This window comes from Janthinobacterium sp., from assembly GCF_031995485.1.
Lineage (GTDB): Bacteria > Pseudomonadota > Gammaproteobacteria > Burkholderiales > Burkholderiaceae_D > Janthinobacterium.
Map to the genome: position 1 here is coordinate 162,256 of NZ_DAMAGB010000001.1, position 18,204 is coordinate 180,459.

Sequence of the window (18,204 nt, forward strand, 5' to 3'; positions counted from 1 at the left end):
CGCCTCAAAAGCCCAGTGCGGCGCCGGCGCCCAGCAGGGTGGCGGCGCCCAGCCCGGCAAACACCAGCGCGGCGATGCCGTGCACCAGGCGCAGCGAGACGCGCCCGGCGATCCTGTCACCCAGGTAGACGGCCGGCACATTGGCCAGCATCATGCCCAGCGTGGTGCCCAATACCACGGCATAAACATCGTGGTAGCGGGCCGCCAGCGCCACCGTGGCAACCTGCGTCTTGTCGCCCATTTCGGCCATGAAAAAAGCCAGCAGGGTGGTCAGGAATACGCCGTATTTGGCCAGCTTCGTGTCTTCCTCGTCGAGCTTGTCGGGGATCAGCGTCCAGGCGGCCATCGCCAGGAACGATACGCCCAGCACCCAGCGCAAGACGTCCGGCCCCAGCAGGCTGGTGACCCAGGCGCCGATGGCGGCGGCAAACGCGTGGTTGACGATGGTGGCGACAAAAATGGCCAGCACGATGGGCAGCGGCCGGCGGAATTTCGCGGCCAGCACAAAGGCGAGGAGCTGGGTTTTGTCGCCGATTTCGGCGAGACCGACGATGCCGGTGGAGATCAGGAAGGCTTCCATGGGAGTGACTCAAGGTACGCGGGCCGGACGATAACCAATGATCCACGGGCGACTCCGGCCCTGTGCGGCCGCCCCGGATCAATGGTCTCGTCAAGTTCTTCGACCACCTGCACCATGGCCTGCGGGCCAATCATGTTGATACAGGTTCCCGCGTAGCCAGGTAGCTGGCTGGCGCGGGACGACTACTCCCCAATGTTCGAGGCGCATCATACGCCAATGCCGCAGCCGGCGCCAGCGGCCGTTGCGCTGTCCGATACCCTTGTGGGCATGGCACAACAATCAGTATTCTGCCAACCGTCTGGACTTAAAATGCCTGACTGTCCCCCAACTTCCGATGGAATGCCATGCCGGTCCTGGTCCGCTTGCTTGCCCTGTGTCTGCCCCTGTTTGTCGCCTTGCCCGCCTTCTGCGGCCCGGCCGCGCCGTTCGACGACAAATTCCGCCAGCTCGAAGAACTGCTGCCCACGCCGAACAGCTACCGCACCGCCTCCGGCGCACCGGGCCACGCCTACTGGCAGCAGCGCGCCGATTACGTGATCCGCGCCAGGCTCGATGAAGAGCGCCGCGAGATCACCGCCAGCGAGCAGATCACCTATCACAACCACTCGCCCGACAGCCTGGCCTACCTGTGGCTGCAGCTGGACCAGAACGGCCTGCGCAAGGACGCCGACCAGCGCCGCGTGCTGAGCGCGCCGTCGCGCCAGGCGTGGCTGGGTGGCGACGAAGAGCAGGCCCTGAAGTTCGAGGACCTGCGCGCGATTCACGCGGGACGCGACTTCGATGGCGGCTTCAAGCTGGGCGCCATTACGTCGGCCAATGGCCAGCCGCTGGCGCACGTGGTCAACCAGACCATGCTGCGCATCGACCTGCCGGTGGCGCTGGCACCCGGCCAGAGCATCACTTTCAATCTCGCCTGGTCGTACCTGATCAACGACCAGAAGGTGCTGGTCGAGCGTTCCGGCTACGAGTATTTTGAAGAGGACAAGAACACGATCTTCCAGGTGGCGCAGTGGTTTCCGCGCATGGCCGCCTACTATGATGCGGTGGGCTGGCAGAACAAGCAGTTCCTCGGTGGCGGCGAATTCACGCTGGAATTCGGCGACTACGAGCTGTACCTGACGGTACCCGGCGACCATGTGGTGGCCGCCACGGGCGAACTGCAAAACCCGCAGGAGGTGCTCTCGGGCGCGCAGCGCGAGCGCCTGGCAAAAGCCAGGGGCAGCAACACGCCGGTGATGGTAGTCACGCCGGCCGAAGCGCTGGCGGCGGAAAAGGGCCGCAGCACGGCCATGAAAACCTGGCACTACAAGGCGGCCAATGTGCGCGACGTGGCGTGGGCGTCGAGCCGCAAGTTCATCTGGGATGCGCAGGGTCTGAACAGCGGCGGCAAGCGCGTGATGGCCATGTCCTACTACCCGAACGAAGGCAATCCGCTGTGGCAGCAATACAGCACCCGCGCCATCGCGCACACCATCGAGCAATACAACAAATACAGTTTCGACTATCCGTATCCGAATGCGCTGTCGGTCAACGGCGCCGTCGGCGGCATGGAGTATCCGATGATCGCCTTTAACGGCGGGCGTCCCGTGAAGGACAAGAAGACGGGCGAACTGACGTATTCGAAAAAAACCAAATACGACCTGATCGGGGTGATCATCCACGAGGTGGGCCACAATTATTTTCCGATGATCGTCAACTCGGACGAGCGCCAGTGGACCTGGATGGACGAGGGCCTCAATTCGTTCGTGCAGTACCTGGCCGAGCAGGCGTGGGAAGAGCATTTCCCGTCATGGAATGGCGAGCCGCGCAAGATCGTCGACTACATGCGCAGCGAGCACCAGGTGCCGATCATGACCAACTCGGAGTCGCTGCTGCAGTTCACCGCCAATGCCTACGACAAGCCGGCCACCGCGCTCAATATCCTGCGCGAGACCATCCTCGGGCGCGAGCTGTTCGACTTCGCCTTCAAACAGTATGCGCAGCGCTGGAAGTTCAAGCGGCCTACGCCAGCCGATTTTTTCCGCACCATGGAAGATGCCTCGGGCACCGATCTCGACTGGTTCTGGCGCGGCTGGTTCTATGGCACCGACGCGGTCGACATCAGCATCGACGGCATCAGCGAATATGGCGTCAGCACCAGGAACCCCGAGGTGGAAAAGGCCTGGAAAAAAGCCCAGAAGGACGCGCAGCCGGTCTCGATCTCGGACCAGCGCAACAAGGCCATGCCGAAGAAGGTCGACCTCGATCCGTCGCTGAAGGATTTCTACAACCAGCACGGCGACTACACCGTCACCAACAAGGACCGCAACAGCTATGCCGAAGAACTGGAAGGGCTGGAGCCGTGGGAGCGAAAACTGCTGGAGCAGCGCAACGCCGGCAAGCACCTGTACCTGGTCGACTTTTCCAATCTCGGCGGACTGGTGATGCCGCTGATCCTGGAAATCGAACTGAAAAGCGGCAAGAAGATCATCGAGCGCGTGCCGGCCGAAGTGTGGCGCTATTCGCCGGCGAAAATCAGCAAGGTGATTGTCACCGACGAGCCGATGGTGAGCCTGGTGCAGGACCCGTACTGGGAGACGGCCGACATCGATACCAGCAACAATGCCTGGCCGCGCCGCATCACGCCGTCGCGCCTGGAGCTGTTCAAGCAGGACCGCGACAAGGACAATCTGATGAAGGATTTCGGTACGCCTTTAAAACCGGCCGAGAAGGCGCCTGAAGCGAAGCAGGGCGGGAAGTAAGGCCTGTTTCAGGCGGCTTCTTCGACGCATTGAAAAGCATAAAAACGTAAAAACGGCGGGCCGAAGACGCGAGCCTGAGAAAATGCCGATGGCCGCGTTGCAGCTCCTTGTCGTACATGCGTACTGCCTGCGTCGCTGCGCCTTGCCCTCGGCATTTTTCAGGCCCGCTTGGCCCGGTTGGCCTGTGCGGGCGACTGGGGGGGGTAATCAGTTTTGCCGGTGTGCTGCTGGCGCAGGGGCGCTGCGCGGACGCCATCACGGCCTGCCCGGCGCTTTTTTCTGCCTGCCTGGCGCGGAAGTGCTATTCTGCGCGACGCCCCGGCCTACATGTGCCAGGGCTTTCGCAAATCATTCAAAAGACGGCCATGCAAACGATGACTTTCCTGCGCGCCCTCGGTTGCGCGCTGCTGTGCCAGGCCAGCCTGGCCGCGCACGCCGATCCCCTCAGTTATGCGCGCTATGACCAGGTGCGCACGCGCGACCTGCAGCTGGACCTGAAGGCGGACTTCACGCAAAAGACCCTGTCCGGCTATGCCGAGCTGACCCTCAAGTGGATCGACCCCGCTGCGCGCACCCTGGTGCTCGACACGCGCGACCTGGCGATCGCCAGGGTGCAGGTGCAGGACAAGCGCGGCGCGTGGCAGATGGCGCCGTTCCAGCTCGACGCGCTCGACGCCGAAAAGGGCCAGGCGCTGCGTATCACCACCACCGGCCAGCCTGAAAAAGTGCGCGTGTACTACCACACGGCGCCGGGCGCCATCGCGCTGCAGTGGCTCACGCCGCAGCAGACCATGTCGGGCAAGCTGCCGTTCATGTTCAGCCAGTCGCAAAGCATCAACGCCCGCTCGTGGGTGCCGTCGCAGGATACCCCGGCCGTGCGTTTTACCTACAGCGCCCGCATCGAGGCGCCAGCCGGCATGCGCGTGGTAATGAGCGCCGAGAACGATGAGAAAGCGACCGGCAAGGGTGGCTGGACCTTCCGCATGCCGCAGCCGATTCCGTCCTACCTGCTGGCGATCGCCATCGGCGAGCTGGAAGTAAGGAAGCTCGGTCCGCGTTCGGCCGTGTATGCCGAACCGCCGCGCATCAAGGCCGCCGAATACGAGCTGGCCGATACCGAGAAAATGATCAAGGCGGCCGAGTCGCTGTATGGCGCTTATCGCTGGGGGCGCTACGACATGATCGTGCTGCCGCCATCGTTTCCCTACGGCGGCATGGAAAACCCGCGCCTGACCTTTTTGACGCCGACCATGATCGCGGGCGACCGCAGCCTGGTCGACCTGATCGCGCATGAACTGGCGCATTCGTGGTCGGGCAACCTGGTCACCAACGCCTCGTGGAAGCACATGTGGCTCAACGAGGGCTTTACCACCTACGTCACCACCCGCATCGTCGAGCAGCTGTACGGCAGCGAGGTGGCGCAGATGGGTGTGCAGGTCGACCAGGAAGAACTGGCCGCCTCGATCAAGCAACTGCCGGCCGCGAAAACGGCGCTGCTCACGCGCGACGCGGACGCCAATCCTGCCGAGACCTATACCGACGACGGCATCATCTATCCGAAGGGCGCCTGGTTTTTGGCCACCATGGAGCAGCGCGCGGGCCGCAAGGTGTTCGATGCGTTCCTGCGCGGCTGGTTCGACCAGCACGCGTTCCAGAGCGTGACGACCGACCAGTTCATCGCCTACCTGCGCAAGAACCTGCTGGCGCAGCATCCCGCGGTGATGCCGGAAGCGGAACTGAACGAATGGCTGTACGGCACCGGCGTGCCGGCCGGCGCCAAACACGTGGTGTCGCCGCGCCTGGCGCTGCTGGACCAGCACCGCGACGCCTGGCTCAAGGGTACGCTGCCGACCAGGGAGCTGGGCATGGACAAGTGGATCGCCATCGAATCGATGCACTTCCTGAACGACATTAACGGCCGCGCCAGCGCCGCGCAGCTGCGCGAGCTGGACGCCGCCTATGGCGTGGGCAAGAGCGGCAACAATGAAGTGGCGTACCGCTTCTATCTGGCGTCCGTCAACGCCGGCTACGACGTCAGCGCGCCGCTGCAGACTTTCCTGATGAGCGTGGGCCGCCAGAAGTTCGTGGTGCCGCTGTACGGCGCGCTGATGAAGACGCCGCAAGGCCAGCAATGGGCGAAAGACGTCTATGCCAAGGCGCGCGAACGCTACCATCCGGTGACGCAGGAAAGCGTCGACAAGCTGATGGCTGCACAAGTACATTGATCCACTTCCAGGAAACCTGACACATGACCTACATGCATCCGCTTCAGACGCTTGCCGCCGCCGTCGTACTGGCTTTTTCAACCGCCGCCTTGCCGGCAATGGCCGCCGATCCGGTCTCCGGCGCACCGCTTGCAGCGCAGGTGCCTGCGCCGGCATTCGACCTCGAGCGCGATGTCAACAGCGCCTTGAAAACCTTTGACGTGCCCGGCATCGCGATCGCCATCGTCAAGGACGGCAAGGTCATCGCCACGCGCGGTTTCGGCGTGCGCAAGCTGGGCGAGCCGGCACCGGTAGACAGCAAGACGCTGTTCGAAGTGGCCTCGAACTCGAAGGGCTTCACGGCCGCCGCGCTGGCCATGCTGGTCGACGAAGGCAAGCTGGCCTGGGACGATCCGGTCACCAAGCACCTGCCCGGCTTCCAGATGCACGACTCGTACGTGACGGGCGAGATGACCATCCGCGACCTGCTCACGCACAGGAGTGGCCTGGGCCTGGGCGCGGGCGACCTGCTGTGGTGGCCGACCACCACGTTTACCACCGACGAGATCATCGAGAAGCTGCGCTATATCCGTCCGGCCACCAGTTTTCGCGCCAGCTACGCCTACGACAACCTGCTGTATATCGTGGCCGGCAAGATCATCGCCGAGAAGACCGGCAAGAGCTGGGGCGAGGCCATGCACGAACGCATCCTCGCGCCATTGGGCATGACCGGCACCACCACCAGCCTGGCGGAAAACGCGGGCAATCCCGACGTGGCCAATGCGCACAGCAAGATCAACGGCAAGATCGCCGCCGTCAAATCGATGCCGGTACCGAATGCCGTCGGCGCGGTCGGCATCAACACCAATGCGGAAGATATCGCCAGGTGGATGATGGTGCTGCTCGATGGCGGCAAGATCGCCGGCGTGCAGGACCAGGACGGCAAGGACGCGCGCCTGATCAGCGCAAAGCAGGCCAATGAGCTGTGGACGGCGCAGACCCCGATCAAGATCGGCGAACCGAAGCCGGCGCTGGCCGCCACCAAGCCGAACTTCAGCGCCTATGGCCTGGGCTTCCAGCTGCGCGACTACCAGGGCATGAAGGTGGCGATGCATGGCGGCGCGCTGCAGGGTTTTTACTCGCGCGTGGTGATGGTGCCGCAGGCGAAACTGGGCGTGGCGATACTGACGAATGCGGAAAACGGCGGCTCGATGACGGCGCTGCAGTGGCGCATTGTCGACCACTACCTCAATGTCGCGCCGTCGGACTGGATCGGCATCGTGTCCAAGGTGGAGCAGGACATGCATGCGGAGGAAGTGAAAAAGCAGGGCAAGGCCTCGGCCGCACGCGCCGCCAAATCGCAGCCTTCGCTGCCGCTGGCAGCGTATGACGGCGAATACGAAGACGCCTGGTATGGCAAGGTGGTGATCGCGCCGCAGGGCAAGAAGCACATCCTCACCTTCACGCGTACGCCGGACCTGACGGGCGAACTCGAACACTGGCAGCACGATACCTTCATCGTGCGCTGGAAGGAACGCAACTTCAACGCCGACGCCTATGTGACGTTTTCGCTCAAGCCCGATGGCAGCATCGACCAGGTGAAAATGGAGCCGGTATCGTCCGAGACGGACTTCAGCTATGACTTCCAGGACCTGACCCTGGTGCCGGTCAAGAAGACTGCCAAAAAAGAATAAACGATTTGGCTCCATGCCATCGAACCCGTCTCTGCCAGCGCCAGGAAACGATGGCGCCAGCGAAAACTGGTGTTGCGGTGAATATGGACATGCCAACAATGCTGTCGGGTTACGCGCTTGGCGCCAACCCGACCTGCACTGCATCAGGGTTTGACGAACTTCAGCGTCATGCGGTCGCTCTCGCCGATCGCTTCATATTTTGCGCGGTCGACATCCTTGTTGGCGTAGGTGGGCGGCAGCGCCCATACGCCGCCCTGGTGGTCGGCCGTATCCTTCGGATTGGCATTGATTTCCGACTTGCCCGCCAGCCTGAAGCCGGCGTTTTCGGCCAGCCTGATCACATACGCTTCATGCAGGTAGCCGCTGCTGGCGGTGGCGTCCTGCGGCTTGTTCGCCGGCAGGCGATGTTCGACGACGCCGAACACGCCGCCGGGTTTCAGGCTGTCGTAGACCTGGCCGAACAAGACCTTCAGGCCGTCTTCGCCGACCGGTATCCAGTTGTGGATATTGCGGAAGGTCAGCACCATGTCGGCCGTGCCTTTCGGTGCGATACGGTAGGTGGAAGGTGGCGAAAAGGCGCCGATTTCCACCTTGTCGAAGGCGGCCGGATTGGTGTCGAGTTTCTGCTGGAAGCGGGCCGCGCTGCGGCGTGCGCCTTCGCTGCCCTGCGGGTCGCTGCCGGCGGCAATCAGCTTGCCTTGCTCGCGCAGATAGGGCGCCAGGATCTCGGTGTACCAGCCGGCGCCGGGCGACAATTCCACCACCGTCATGGTCGGCTTGATGCCGAAAAAGCTCAGGGTTTCATACGGGTGGCGTGCACCATCGCGCACCACGTTGGCAGGCGTGCGTGCGCTGCCTGCAATTGCCGCCTTCAGGGCCGCGTCGCCCGTGTTGTCCGCCGCGGCGGCACTGCCGCCCAGGGCCATTGCCGCGCCCAGGGCCGCGGCCAGGAATACTCGCTTGATCGTCATCTTGTGCTCCATGCTTGTTAAGGAAAAAGATTTTATTGCTGGTCCAGCATCCATTGTTTCAGGCCGTTGACCCAGTTCTTGGCCGGCAGGTTGTATTGCTTCCTGATGGTGGCGGCGCGCTCGTACAGCTCGCTGAAGTCGAGCAGGGGCGACTTCTTGAAGGCTACCACCACGATGTTTTCGTCTTCGACTTCCGGCACCCACACCACGGCGTCGAACACCAGTTCCATCGCCTGCAGGTTCTTGTCGTAGTTGGGGAAGTCGCCGAATACATTGGTGCACATGATGCCGTCGTCCGTCAGGCAATCGAAGCAGGCCTGGTAGAACTCGGGGGTGTCGAGCACGGGGCCGCGCGCCTCTTCGTCGTACAGGTCGACCTGCAGCACGTCCACGGTGCCGTGGTTGGCCGCATCGAGCACGAAGTCAAGCGCGTTCATTTCGCGCACGTCGAGCCGCGCGTCGTTCGGCGGCAGCGCGAACTGGGCGCCGCAGATGGCGATCACGTTCGGGTTCAGTTCGACCGCCGTCACGCTGGCGTCGGGAAAGCGGCGGTAGCTGAACTTGGTCAGCGCGGCGCTGCCCAGGCCCAGCTGCACGATGCGTTTCGGCTCCGGCTTGAACAGCATCCACATCATCATCATCTGCACGTATTCGAGTTCGATGGCGTCCGGTTTGTCGAGCCGCATGGCGCCCTGCACCCACTTGGTCCCCAGGTGCATGTAGCGGATGCCGCGGTGCTGCGTGATGGTGGCCGGCGGATGGCCGGGATGGCTGAAGGCGGCGTTGGTGTTGGAGGTAAATTCGATGTTCATGGCGCCAGTGTAGCAGCCGCCGTGCAAAAGAAAACTGCCGCGTTCAGCCCGGCTCCAGCACGGGCAGCACCATGATCACGGCCAGGCCGCCGCCGTCGCGGTTCGACAAGGTGATCCTGCCGCCATGCGCCTCGGCGATTTCGCGCGCCAGCGCCAGCCCCAGGCCGGTGCCGCTGCGCTTGGTGGAATAGAACGGCACCAGCGCATTTTCCAGCACGGCGCCGCTCATGCCGGGCCCCCGGTCGCGCACTTCGATGCGCAGCTGGCCCTGGGCGCAGCTCACATGCACGGTGATCCTGTCTGGCGGCGAACCCGATTCGAGCGCATTCTTGAGCAGGTTGAGCAGCGCCTGCTGCATCTGCGCCGCGTCGAACACGGCCGGCTGCGCGGGCGCTTCGCCATCGAGCGTGAAGACAGCTTGCGCGGCCAGGCTGTCGAGAAACGGCGGCCAGGGGCAACTGGCCAGGCGCGGCGTGGGCAGCTTGGCAAAGCGCGCGTAGCCGAGGATGAAGCTTTCCAGGTGCCGCGTGCGCTCTTCGATGGTGGCCAGGATTTGCGGCAGCCGTTCGGTCTGGCCGCGCCGCACCAGCTCCGCGCCCGAATGGGCCAGCGAGGCCAGCGGCGCCAGCGAGTTGTTCAGTTCATGGCTGATGACGCGGATGACTTTTTTCCAGGTCTGCACTTCCTGGCGCCGCAGTTCCAGCGTCAGCTGGCGCAGCAGCAGCAGTTCGTGCCGGCGTCCGTTCAGGCTGAAGCTGCGCCGCGCCAGGTGATACACCTCTTCCTGTTCGCCTTCGCCGCTGGAGAACAGGGTATCAACCCGGCCGTCGGTGCGGCGCGCCAGCGCTTCGGCCAGGGCCGGCGCCGCCTCGCGCACGATATCGGCCAGGTGGCGGCCTTCGAGCCGGCGGCCGTGGTGCAGCAGCTGGCGCGCGGCCAGGTTGGCGTAGACAATAACATCGCCCTCGGCCACCAGCAGCATGGCGACAGGCGTGTTCTGCACCATGGTGTCGAGCAGCAGTTCGCGCTGCACCAGATCCAGCCGCTGCTTGCGCAGCACGTCGCCCAGCGCATTGTGGGCCGCCACCAGGTCGGCCAGTTCATCGTTCTGCGGCCAGCGCAGGCTGAAGCCGAAGTCGCCGTCCTGGTAGCTGGCCACCGTGCCACTCAAGGCGCGAAACAGCGACAGCATCGATTGCAGCTGCGCGCGGATAGTGATGATGGCTACCGGCAGCACGCACAGCAGGGTGGTGCCCAGCACCAGCAGCGGCTGATCCGGGAAATAGTGCGCCAGCAGCAGCGCGATGGCAACGCCCAGCACCAGCACGGTGGCGACCAGCGCGGTCCAGCGCGTCAGCAAGGACAGGCGCATGGCGTTCGGCTTCATCGCCATCAGCTGCGCGCGATGCCGAGCCGCTCCATGCGCCGGTACAGCGCCTGGCGCGACAGTCCCAGCTCCTGCGCCGCCTGCGCCACCACGCCATGCGCGCGCGCCAGCGCCGCGACCACGCTGTCGCGGTCCGGCTCGGCGCTGCCTGGCGCATCAAGCGTGCCGCGCGCCGCTGGCGGGGCAGGGGGCAGGCCCAGTTCCTGGGCGTGAATCACCTTGCCCGCCGTGAGCAGGCTGGCGCGCTGCATCACATTCTTCAGTTCGCGCACATTGCCGGGCCAGCCGTGCGCCATCAGCGCCGCCTGCGCTTGCGCGTCCAGGGTTTTTTCAGGGCCCAGGAAATGCCGCGCCAGCAGCAGGATGTCCGCCGGGCGCTGGGCCAGTGCCGGCAGGCGCAGCTCGATCACGTTCAGGCGGTAAAACAGGTCTTCACGGAAGGTGCCGGCGCGTATCATGGCCGGCAGGTCGGCATTGCTGGCGCTGATCACGCGCACCCTGACCTGGCGTTCGCGGTTCGAGCCGAGCCGCTCGAAACGGCCCGTTTCCAGCACGCGCAGCAGCTTCATCTGGCCGGCCAGCGGCAGGTTGCCGATCTCGTCGAGGAACAGCGTGCCGCCGTCGGCCGCGTCGAACTTGCCGTCGCGCGCGCGCGTCGATCCCGTGTACGCCCCCGCCTCGGCGCCGAACAGTTCGGCCTCGATCAGGTCGACCGGCACGGCGCCGCAATTGAGCACCACGAACGGGCCGCTGGCTACCTGCGAGTTGGCCTGCACGATGGCGGCGATGCGCTCCTTGCCGCTGCCGTTGGGACCGGAGATCAGCACCGGCACGTCGGCGCGCGCCACCTGGCAGGCCAGGTGCACCACGCGCTCGGTGGCTGCATCCTGCCACACCATGCCGCGCAGGTCGTAGGCGTCTTCCAGCGCATGGCGCTGGCGCTGCTCGGCCACCACGCGTTCGCGCAGCGCGCGGCTGGCCTGGCCCAGTTCCAGCAGGTTCTGCACGCTGGCCACCAGGCGCCGGTCGTCCCAGGGCTTGGCCAGGTAGTCGGCCGCGCCCGATTTAATCAGGTCGACGGCCGCATCGAGCTGGGTCCAGGCCGTGAGCAGTATCACCGGCAGGTCGGGGTGGCGCGCGCGGATCGCATGGAACAGCGCCACGCCTTCCTCGCCCGAGGTGGTGTCGGCCGTGAAGTTCATGTCCTGCAGCACCAGGTCGATGGGATGGCGCTCCAGCAGCGCCAGTCCTTCGGCGGGCGAGGCGGCGCGCACGGCGTCGATCTCGTGCAGGGAAAACAGCACGTCGAGCGCGATCGCCACGGCGGCATTGTCGTCAATAATCAGTACGGTAGGCATGCGAGCAGCATAACATTGTCATCGACCTCATTGTCAGGTACTGCGGGTGGCGGTGGCCGGCGAAATGCTGGCCGCGCGCCAGGCCGGGCCGTACACGGCGCCCACGCCCAGCAGCCAGAACACGAGCGCACCGGCCAGCAGGTAGCCGGGCGGCAGGCGCGCCATTTCCAGCTGGCTGACCAGCAGCTGGTTCAGGCCCAGCGCCAGCAGCACGCCGGCAGCGACGCCCACGCTGGTGATCATGAAATTCTCGGTCAGGAAATAGCGCAGGATATCGATGCGCCGCGCACCGAGGGCGCGCCGCACGCCGATCTGTTTCCTGCGCTGCGTGACCCACAAACTGGCGATGCCGACGATGCCGCTGGCGGTCACCAGCAGCAGCAGGGTCGACACGGCAATCAGCATCCACGACAGGCCGCGGTCGGCCCGGTACCGTTCATGACGGTGCTGCTCCAGCGTGTCGATACGCACCAGGATGCGGTCCGTGGTGGAGCTGCGGATCGCCTGGGCTGCCTCCTGCATCAGGCGGTCGCGCTGGCCCGGTTCGGCGCGCACGGCATACAGCAGCGTATCGCGCCCGCCGGTCATGCGCGCCGGCAGCAGCGCCGAATATTCGCCGCGCGGCTTGACCTGGGCGCTCTGCGTCTGCAGCCGTTCGACGATGCCGACCACGCGCAGTTCCGGGTCGTTGTCGCCGGTACCCTTGAACAGGGTCTTGCCAACAAAGCTGGTTTCGCCGGGCCAGATCTGCTGCGCCACCAGGCGGGTCAGGATCACCACCTTGGGATAGATGTCGTCGACGTCGTCGTTGATTTCAGGGATTTCCTCGGGCCGGAAATCGCGTCCCTCGATCAGTTGCAAGCCATAGGTTTTTACCAGCGAATCGGGACTGAAATAGGTAGACACTTCAGCGCTGGGCGTGACCTGGCTGCGCTTGGCCGACACGCTGGTGAAGTTGCCCGAGCGTGACAGCACGGCCTGCGAGGTTTGCGCCACCGACAGCACGCCGGGCAGCGCGCGCAGCAGGGCGGTCTGGCGCTGCTGTTCGGCCAGCTGGCGCTGGTGGCCGCCGCGATCCATGTTCTGGATATTGACATAAAAAATATCGTTTTCGGCGGCCACGCCGCTGGGGCGCGCGGCCACGGCCTGGCGCACATTGACGATATACAGCGCGTTGGCCAGGATGGCCAGGCTGATCGCGACCTGCACGGCCACCAGGATGGCGCCGGTTTTGCTGCGCATCAGCGCCGACAGGATGGGACGGATTTCCATGCTGGACCTCATCGTGGATAAAGAGTGTGGATCGGGTTCATTGGGATTTGAGCTGGATCGCCGGGGTGACCTGGCAGGCGCGCCAGGTGGGCAACAGACCGGCCAGCAGGGCGGCGGCAACCGACATGGCAAATGTCAGCAGCAGCATCGGGATGTCCATGTGCGCCACGGTGCCCAGCTCCTCCGACTGCTGGCTGACCACGGCCAGCGCGCCGAATGCCAGCAGCAGGCCCAGTATGCCGCCAGCCAGGCCGATTACGCCTGTCTCGATCAGGAACTGGCGGAAGATGTCGCGCCGCGTCGCGCCCAGCGCGCGGCGGATGCCCACTTCGGAAGCGCGCACGGAAAACTTCGCCAGCAGGAGGCCGATGGTGTTGACCAAACATAGCAGCAAGAAGCCGAACGCCAGCCAGGCTGCCAGTTTGTTGTCGTTGTCGACTACCTGCAAAAACCCCATCCATTCGTTCAGGTCGTACAGCCGGTTCGGCGCATTGCGCATCATGCGTCCCAGCTTGCGCTGCTCGCCCGCATAGGCGTCCAGGTACTGCTGCAGCTGGCCACGGTCGCCGCTGCTGGCCATCTCGAACCAGAACTGCAGCCAGGTGCAGCCTGACGCCAGCATGCCCTGGTAGCCCGGCAAGATATTGTCGCCGTTGCAGCTCATGCCGCCATCGTGCACGGCCTCGTGGCGGATCGCGCTGGCAAACGGGATGAAGAATTCGTCTTCCGGGCCGAACGCTCCCTTGCTGCCGATAATGTGGTGGGCGCGCGGCACCACATCCCAGGTCTTCAGCACGCCCGTCACCAGGTAAGCATGGCCCAGCACCATCACGCGCTGGCCGACCGGATTGGCGTTGCCGACCAGCTTCTCGGACAGCGCGCGGCTGAGCACGATCACGTCGGCGCCGCTGGCGTCATCGGCTTCGCTCCATGGCTGGCCATGCAGGAACGGCGGTTCGAACATGGTGAAGAAGTCGCGCGTGGGCGCCATGCCCTGGGCGAAGAACGAGCCGATATCCTTGCGCGCCGGTTCCACCTGGCCGGCCACGCCATACAGCACGGTGCGGCGCACGCCGATTTTGCTGCGCATGAAATTCTGCGCGTCGATATAGCTCATCTGCGATTGCGAAAAGCCCGGCTTTTCACCGGGTACATAGCCTTTCACGGGCAGGATGTCGATCAGCGGCACAAACAGGCGGTCGCTCTTGTGCGGCAGCGGATCGCCCGACATGGCATGCAGGATGGTGACGGTGGACACGCTGGCGGCCACGCCGACGGCCAGCGTCAGTATCATCAGCGCGGTCAGCGCGCGGTTGCGCAGCAGGCTGCGCAGGCCCAGCTTGAAATAGTAGTCGAACATGCTGGCTCCTCAGGCGGTGGCGGGTTGGCGTGCGCCGGCCAGCGAGGCGCCGTGCTGCACCAGGTCCGACACCTGGCCGTCGATGATGTGCACATTGCGCTGGCTGCGCAGCGCCAGTTCCGGATCGTGGGTGACCATCAGGATGGTGGTGCCCTGGGCGTTGATGTCTTCCAGCAGCTCCATCACGCCGCGTGCCATCTGCGTGTCGAGATTGCCGGTCGGTTCATCGGCCAGCAGCAGCTTGGGCGAGCCGGCCAGTGCGCGCGCGATCGCCACGCGCTGCTGCTGCCCGCCCGACAGTTCGGCCGGATAGTGTTTCATGCGCGACGCCAGGCCCACCTTGGCCAGCGCGTCCTCGATGCGTTCCTTGCGTTCGGCGCGGTTGAAGCCCCGGTAGCGCAGCGGCACGTCGACATTGTCGAACAGCGACAGGTCGGGAATCAGATTGAAGCCCTGGAAGATGAAACCGAGTTTTTCATTGCGCAGGCGCGAGCGGGCGTTGTCATCCATACCCTTCACGTTGACGCCGTCAAGGATGTACTGGCCGTCGGTGAATTCTTCGAGCAGGCCGGCGATATTGAGAAAACTCGTCTTGCCCGAGCCGGAAGGGCCGGTGACGGTGACGAATTCGCCTTGCTGCACGTGGATTTCGAAGCCGCGCAGGGCATGCGTTTCGATCATGTGGGTGCGATAGACTTTGCTCAGGTTTTGCATGCGCAGCATGGGGAACCTCCGGTAAAAGTGAAATGAATAAGTGTCAGTTGAGCGAGACGCGCGCGGCGTTCTCGAAGTTTTCCGTGCCGGCGACCACCACCTTGTCGCCCAGCTTCAGGCCATCCCTGATTTCCACCGCCGACACGCTGGTCGCGCCCAGTTTGATCGGCGTGCGGATCGCCACGCCGTCGCGCACCACATAGGCAAAGCGGCCGCCATCGGCTTCGACGAACGAGCCGCGCGCCAGCATCAGCACGTTCGGTTTTTCGTCGATCAGCAAGCGCGCCGAGACGCGCTGGTTCTGGCGCAGCCCGGCCGGTTGTGCACCGTCGAAACGCACGCGCGCCAGCACCTGGTTTTTCACCACCTCGGGCGACAGCGCCGACAGCTTGCCGGTCGCCTTGATGACGCCCGTTTCGATTTCGGCGCGCATGCCCAGGCCCATGTCGGCCACATAGGTTTCCGGCACCTCGAGTTCCACTTCCAGCTGCGACAGGTCGACCAGCGTCATCAGCGCCGTATTGGCCTGCACCACGCTGCGGTTGGCCACCGACAGGGTGCCGATAAAGCCGTTGACGGGCGCGCGCACGGTCAGCTCGTCGACGCGGCGCTGGGCGTTGTCGCGGCTCAGGCGCTGGCGTTCCAGTTCGTTCACCCTGGTCTTCAGGGCCAGCGTCACGTCTTCGCTTTCCAGCCCGGCCGCCTGCGAGGCGTGGCGGCTGCGGATATCGGCCGAATTCAGGGCGTCCTTGGCTTTCTGGTAATCGATCTTGGCGATGATGCCCACCTGCGCCACGCTTTCATAGCGCTCCAGCGTGCGCTGCGCCGACAGCCGGTCGATTTCGGCCGTATCGGCTTCGCGCCGCGCCAGCAGCTTCTGTTTCTTGGCCAGGATCTGCTGGCGCGCCACTTCCGCTTCCAGCTGCTGCACGCTCGACTGTTCGCGCTTGAGCGCGTCGGACAGGTCCGGGGATTCGAGCACGGCCAGGATGTCGCCCTTTTTCACCGTGTCGCCCGCCTTGGCTTTCAGGGTAACGGTGGCCACCGTGGTCGAATACAGCGTCGGGCTGATGGCGGCGACCACGCGCCCCGTGACGGCGGCGTCGCGGACCAGCGTGCCGCGCGTGACTTCGGCAATGCGCAGCCGGCTGGCATTGACGGAGTGTTCGCTGCCGCGCCAGCTGTGGAACACGGCATAGGCGCCTGCGAGCACGGCCAGGGCGCCCACGGCGATGAACAGGCGGCGTTTGCCGAGCTGGCCTTTGGGGGCGGCGATAACGGCATCTTGATGGGAAGTGTCGCGGATCATGGCAATCACAGAGAATGGAATAATGACGGCATTGCACAAACCGTGCCAGTCGCTAAGTGATTGATTTATATAAGGTGTTGCGCCGCTGTCCGCTGTCCGCGCGTGTCCGCGCTGTCCGTTGCGGGCACTGCCCTGAATTTTCTGGCGGGGACTTGATAAGTTACTAATTGGAATCATGTAGATGGCGTTCATCCCTCCATCTTGCTCAAGGCGCCATGTTCAGCTTTTTCCAGCGTTTGTTTCCGGCCGGCGTGCTCGCGCCGGTGCTCGACTATCCCTTTGCGCGCAGCGACGTGGCCATGCTGCAGACACTGGCCGGCGGCACGCCGCAGATCGACCGGCAGACCTGGGACGACCTGCTGCTCGACCGCTACGGCGATATGCTGGCGCAAGGCACCAGCATCTTTGGCCAGCAGGAACTGCATCGCCGCCTGTGCAGCGGCCATGCCGGCGCGGCGTCGATTGAACGCGTGAGCTTGCTGATGGACGACGCGCCGCTGGCGGCCAGCCTGCAGCGCGCCTGCCATGGTTTGCGCCAGGCCGATACGCAAGTGAGCGACACGCTGTACGGCGCGCCAATCGCCCCTGCGCCATGGTGGAGCGCCTGGCTGGGGCTGGTGCCGCTGGCGCTGCTGCTGTCGATCGCCGCCGCCTGGCTGGTGGGCTGGCCGGCGCTGCTGGGCGTGCTGGCCGCGTGCGTGGCGCTGATGGCGATCCAGTCGCGCCATTACGAGGTCAGCAAGCAGTGGGAGCGCTCGCTCGACACGCTGCGCCATCTGCTCAGGGCGCATGGCGCGCTGGCGCGTCTCGACCTGCCGCAAACGGCAGCCTTCCAGGACACGCTTGGCCAGGCCAGAAAAATCGTGCGCGGCATCGAACGCTCGCTGCTGCGCTATCTGCCGATGGTCGATACGGTGGTGGCCGAATACGGCGACTGGCTGCTGTTGAAAAACATCAAGCGCTACTTCCGCACGCGCCAGCTGGTGGCCGCGCAGCTGGACTTCCTGCGCGACAGCTTTGACGCGATCGCGGCGCTGGAAGCGGACCTGGCGCTGGCGCGCCACCTGCGCACGGTGTCGGTATTCTGCTGGGCTGGCGATGCCGCCCCGCGCGCGCTGGCGCTGCAGGACATGACCCATCCGCTGCTGGCGCAGGCCGCGCCGCTGTCGTTCCACTTGCACGGCAAGGGCGGCTTTATCTCGGGCCAGAACGGCATCGGCAAGAGCACCCTGCTGCGCAGCGTGGGCCTGAACCTGGTCTGCGCGCGCGCGTTCGGTTTCTGCCATGCGCAGTCGGCCAGCGTGCCGCGCCTGGCCGTGTATTCCAGCATGCAGAGCGAAGACTCGCTCGCTGGCGGCGAAAGCCTGTACCTGGCCGAGCTGCGCCGCGCGCGCGAGCTGCTGGCGCTGGCCGGCAGCGAAGCGCCTGCGCTGTTCATTATCGACGAGATTTTTCGCGGCACCAATCACCTCGAATCGATTTCGGCCGCCGCCGCCGTGCTCCATACCCTGTGCCAGCACCACCTGGTGATCGTCTCCTCGCACAACCTGGTGCTGGCGCCACTGCTGGCGGACTGCCTGGCGCCGTGGTGCGTGCAGCGCGACGCGCAAGGGCGCCTGCTGCTGGCGCCCGGCGTGCTGCAGGCCACCAACGGCATCGCCTTGCTGGCCGAGCGCGGCTTCGGCAGCCGGATCGAGGACAAGGCGGGCAGGGTGTTCGACTGGCTCAGCAGCCATATGGCGCAACCGAGCGATTGCAGCGGCGTGCTGCATACCGCCTGAAAACGGCCGGTTTCTCCAGCC

Annotated in this window: 13 protein-coding genes and 1 riboswitch; of the genes, 4 read left to right on the plus strand and 9 right to left on the minus strand. The window is 64.9% G+C overall.

What is annotated here, in order from left to right; all coding sequences use genetic code 11:
- Positions 1–4: 4 nt before the first annotated feature.
- The gene (locus RTQ46_RS00745; protein WP_312433987.1) at positions 5–580 is read right to left on the minus strand and encodes a TMEM165/GDT1 family protein; all 576 of its coding nucleotides are present in this window, start codon (positions 578–580) and stop codon (positions 5–7) included.
- A 13-nt stretch (positions 581–593) separates the two neighbouring features.
- Positions 594–783: riboswitch (yybP-ykoY riboswitch) on the minus strand.
- Positions 784–924: 141 nt separating this feature from the next.
- Between RTQ46_RS00745 and RTQ46_RS00750 the strand changes: the two genes are divergently transcribed.
- The 3 genes from RTQ46_RS00750 (at position 925) to RTQ46_RS00760 (ending at position 7,219) form a co-directional block, all read left to right on the plus strand.
- Entirely contained in the window at positions 925–3,321 is a 2,397-nt protein-coding gene (locus RTQ46_RS00750; protein WP_312433988.1) for a M1 family metallopeptidase, read from the plus strand.
- 365 nt (positions 3,322–3,686) lie between these two features.
- Positions 3,687–5,546 carry a M1 family metallopeptidase gene (locus RTQ46_RS00755; protein WP_312433989.1) on the plus strand — a complete coding sequence of 620 codons (1,860 nt, stop codon included), beginning with the start codon at positions 3,687–3,689 and terminating at the stop codon, positions 5,544–5,546.
- 32 nt (positions 5,547–5,578) lie between these two features.
- Positions 5,579–7,219: a serine hydrolase gene (locus RTQ46_RS00760; protein WP_312434174.1), complete on the plus strand. Its 1,641-nt coding sequence runs from the start codon at positions 5,579–5,581 to the stop codon at positions 7,217–7,219.
- 143 nt (positions 7,220–7,362) lie between these two features.
- Here the strand turns inward: RTQ46_RS00760 and RTQ46_RS00765 are convergent, their stop codons facing one another.
- The 8 genes from RTQ46_RS00765 to RTQ46_RS00800 are packed head-to-tail and all read right to left on the minus strand — an operon-like array spanning position 7,363 to position 16,402.
- Positions 7,363–8,190 (minus strand): methyltransferase, encoded by an 828-nt coding sequence (locus RTQ46_RS00765; RefSeq protein WP_312433990.1) that lies wholly within the window; start codon positions 8,188–8,190, stop codon positions 7,363–7,365.
- Positions 8,191–8,222: 32 nt separating this feature from the next.
- A complete protein-coding gene (locus RTQ46_RS00770; RefSeq protein ID WP_312433991.1) occupies positions 8,223–9,002 on the minus strand; it encodes a spermidine synthase in 780 nt (259 codons plus the stop codon).
- Positions 9,003–9,045: 43 nt separating this feature from the next.
- Positions 9,046–10,389 (minus strand): sensor histidine kinase, encoded by a 1,344-nt coding sequence (locus RTQ46_RS00775; RefSeq protein ID WP_409518281.1) that lies wholly within the window; start codon positions 10,387–10,389, stop codon positions 9,046–9,048.
- Between the two features lie 5 nt (positions 10,390–10,394).
- The gene (locus RTQ46_RS00780; RefSeq protein ID WP_312433993.1) at positions 10,395–11,747 is read right to left on the minus strand and encodes a sigma-54 dependent transcriptional regulator; all 1,353 of its coding nucleotides are present in this window, start codon (positions 11,745–11,747) and stop codon (positions 10,395–10,397) included.
- 33 nt (positions 11,748–11,780) lie between these two features.
- A complete protein-coding gene (locus tag RTQ46_RS00785) occupies positions 11,781–13,019 on the minus strand; it encodes an ABC transporter permease (RefSeq protein ID WP_312433994.1) in 1,239 nt (412 codons plus the stop codon).
- 37 nt (positions 13,020–13,056) lie between these two features.
- Positions 13,057–14,379 carry an ABC transporter permease gene (locus RTQ46_RS00790; protein ID WP_312433995.1) on the minus strand — a complete coding sequence of 441 codons (1,323 nt, stop codon included), beginning with the start codon at positions 14,377–14,379 and terminating at the stop codon, positions 13,057–13,059.
- Between the two features lie 9 nt (positions 14,380–14,388).
- The gene (locus RTQ46_RS00795; protein WP_312433996.1) at positions 14,389–15,102 is read right to left on the minus strand and encodes an ABC transporter ATP-binding protein; all 714 of its coding nucleotides are present in this window, start codon (positions 15,100–15,102) and stop codon (positions 14,389–14,391) included.
- Between the two features lie 34 nt (positions 15,103–15,136).
- The gene (locus RTQ46_RS00800) at positions 15,137–16,402 is read right to left on the minus strand and encodes an efflux RND transporter periplasmic adaptor subunit (RefSeq protein ID WP_312433997.1); all 1,266 of its coding nucleotides are present in this window, start codon (positions 16,400–16,402) and stop codon (positions 15,137–15,139) included.
- Between the two features lie 215 nt (positions 16,403–16,617).
- On the opposite strand from RTQ46_RS00800, the gene RTQ46_RS00805 reads away from it, so the two are divergent.
- Positions 16,618–18,183, plus strand: a complete 1,566-nt coding sequence (locus RTQ46_RS00805; RefSeq protein WP_312433998.1) for a MutS-related protein — start codon at positions 16,618–16,620, stop codon at positions 18,181–18,183.
- The last annotated feature ends 21 nt before the right edge of the window (positions 18,184–18,204 follow it).

Bases quoted from the DNA above. Each gene is read 5' to 3' on its own strand.
- RTQ46_RS00780 (WP_312433993.1), bottom strand. From the start codon at position 11,747: ATGCCTACCGTACTGATTATTGACGACAATGCCGCCGTGGCGATCGCG.
- RTQ46_RS00795 (WP_312433996.1), bottom strand. From the start codon at position 15,102: ATGCTGCGCATGCAAAACCTGAGCAAAGTCTATCGCACCCACATGATC.
- RTQ46_RS00775 (WP_409518281.1), bottom strand. From the start codon at position 10,389: ATGAAGCCGAACGCCATGCGCCTGTCCTTGCTGACGCGCTGGACCGCG.
- RTQ46_RS00800 (WP_312433997.1), bottom strand. From the start codon at position 16,402: ATGATCCGCGACACTTCCCATCAAGATGCCGTTATCGCCGCCCCCAAA.
- RTQ46_RS00765 (WP_312433990.1), bottom strand. From the start codon at position 8,190: ATGACGATCAAGCGAGTATTCCTGGCCGCGGCCCTGGGCGCGGCAATG.
- RTQ46_RS00760 (WP_312434174.1), top strand. From the start codon at position 5,579: ATGCATCCGCTTCAGACGCTTGCCGCCGCCGTCGTACTGGCTTTTTCA.
- RTQ46_RS00745 (WP_312433987.1), bottom strand. From the start codon at position 580: ATGGAAGCCTTCCTGATCTCCACCGGCATCGTCGGTCTCGCCGAAATC.
- RTQ46_RS00785 (WP_312433994.1), bottom strand. From the start codon at position 13,019: ATGGAAATCCGTCCCATCCTGTCGGCGCTGATGCGCAGCAAAACCGGC.
- RTQ46_RS00750 (WP_312433988.1), top strand. From the start codon at position 925: ATGCCGGTCCTGGTCCGCTTGCTTGCCCTGTGTCTGCCCCTGTTTGTC.
- RTQ46_RS00805 (WP_312433998.1), top strand. From the start codon at position 16,618: ATGTTCAGCTTTTTCCAGCGTTTGTTTCCGGCCGGCGTGCTCGCGCCG.
- RTQ46_RS00770 (WP_312433991.1), bottom strand. From the start codon at position 9,002: ATGAACATCGAATTTACCTCCAACACCAACGCCGCCTTCAGCCATCCC.
- RTQ46_RS00755 (WP_312433989.1), top strand. From the start codon at position 3,687: ATGCAAACGATGACTTTCCTGCGCGCCCTCGGTTGCGCGCTGCTGTGC.
- RTQ46_RS00790 (WP_312433995.1), bottom strand. From the start codon at position 14,379: ATGTTCGACTACTATTTCAAGCTGGGCCTGCGCAGCCTGCTGCGCAAC.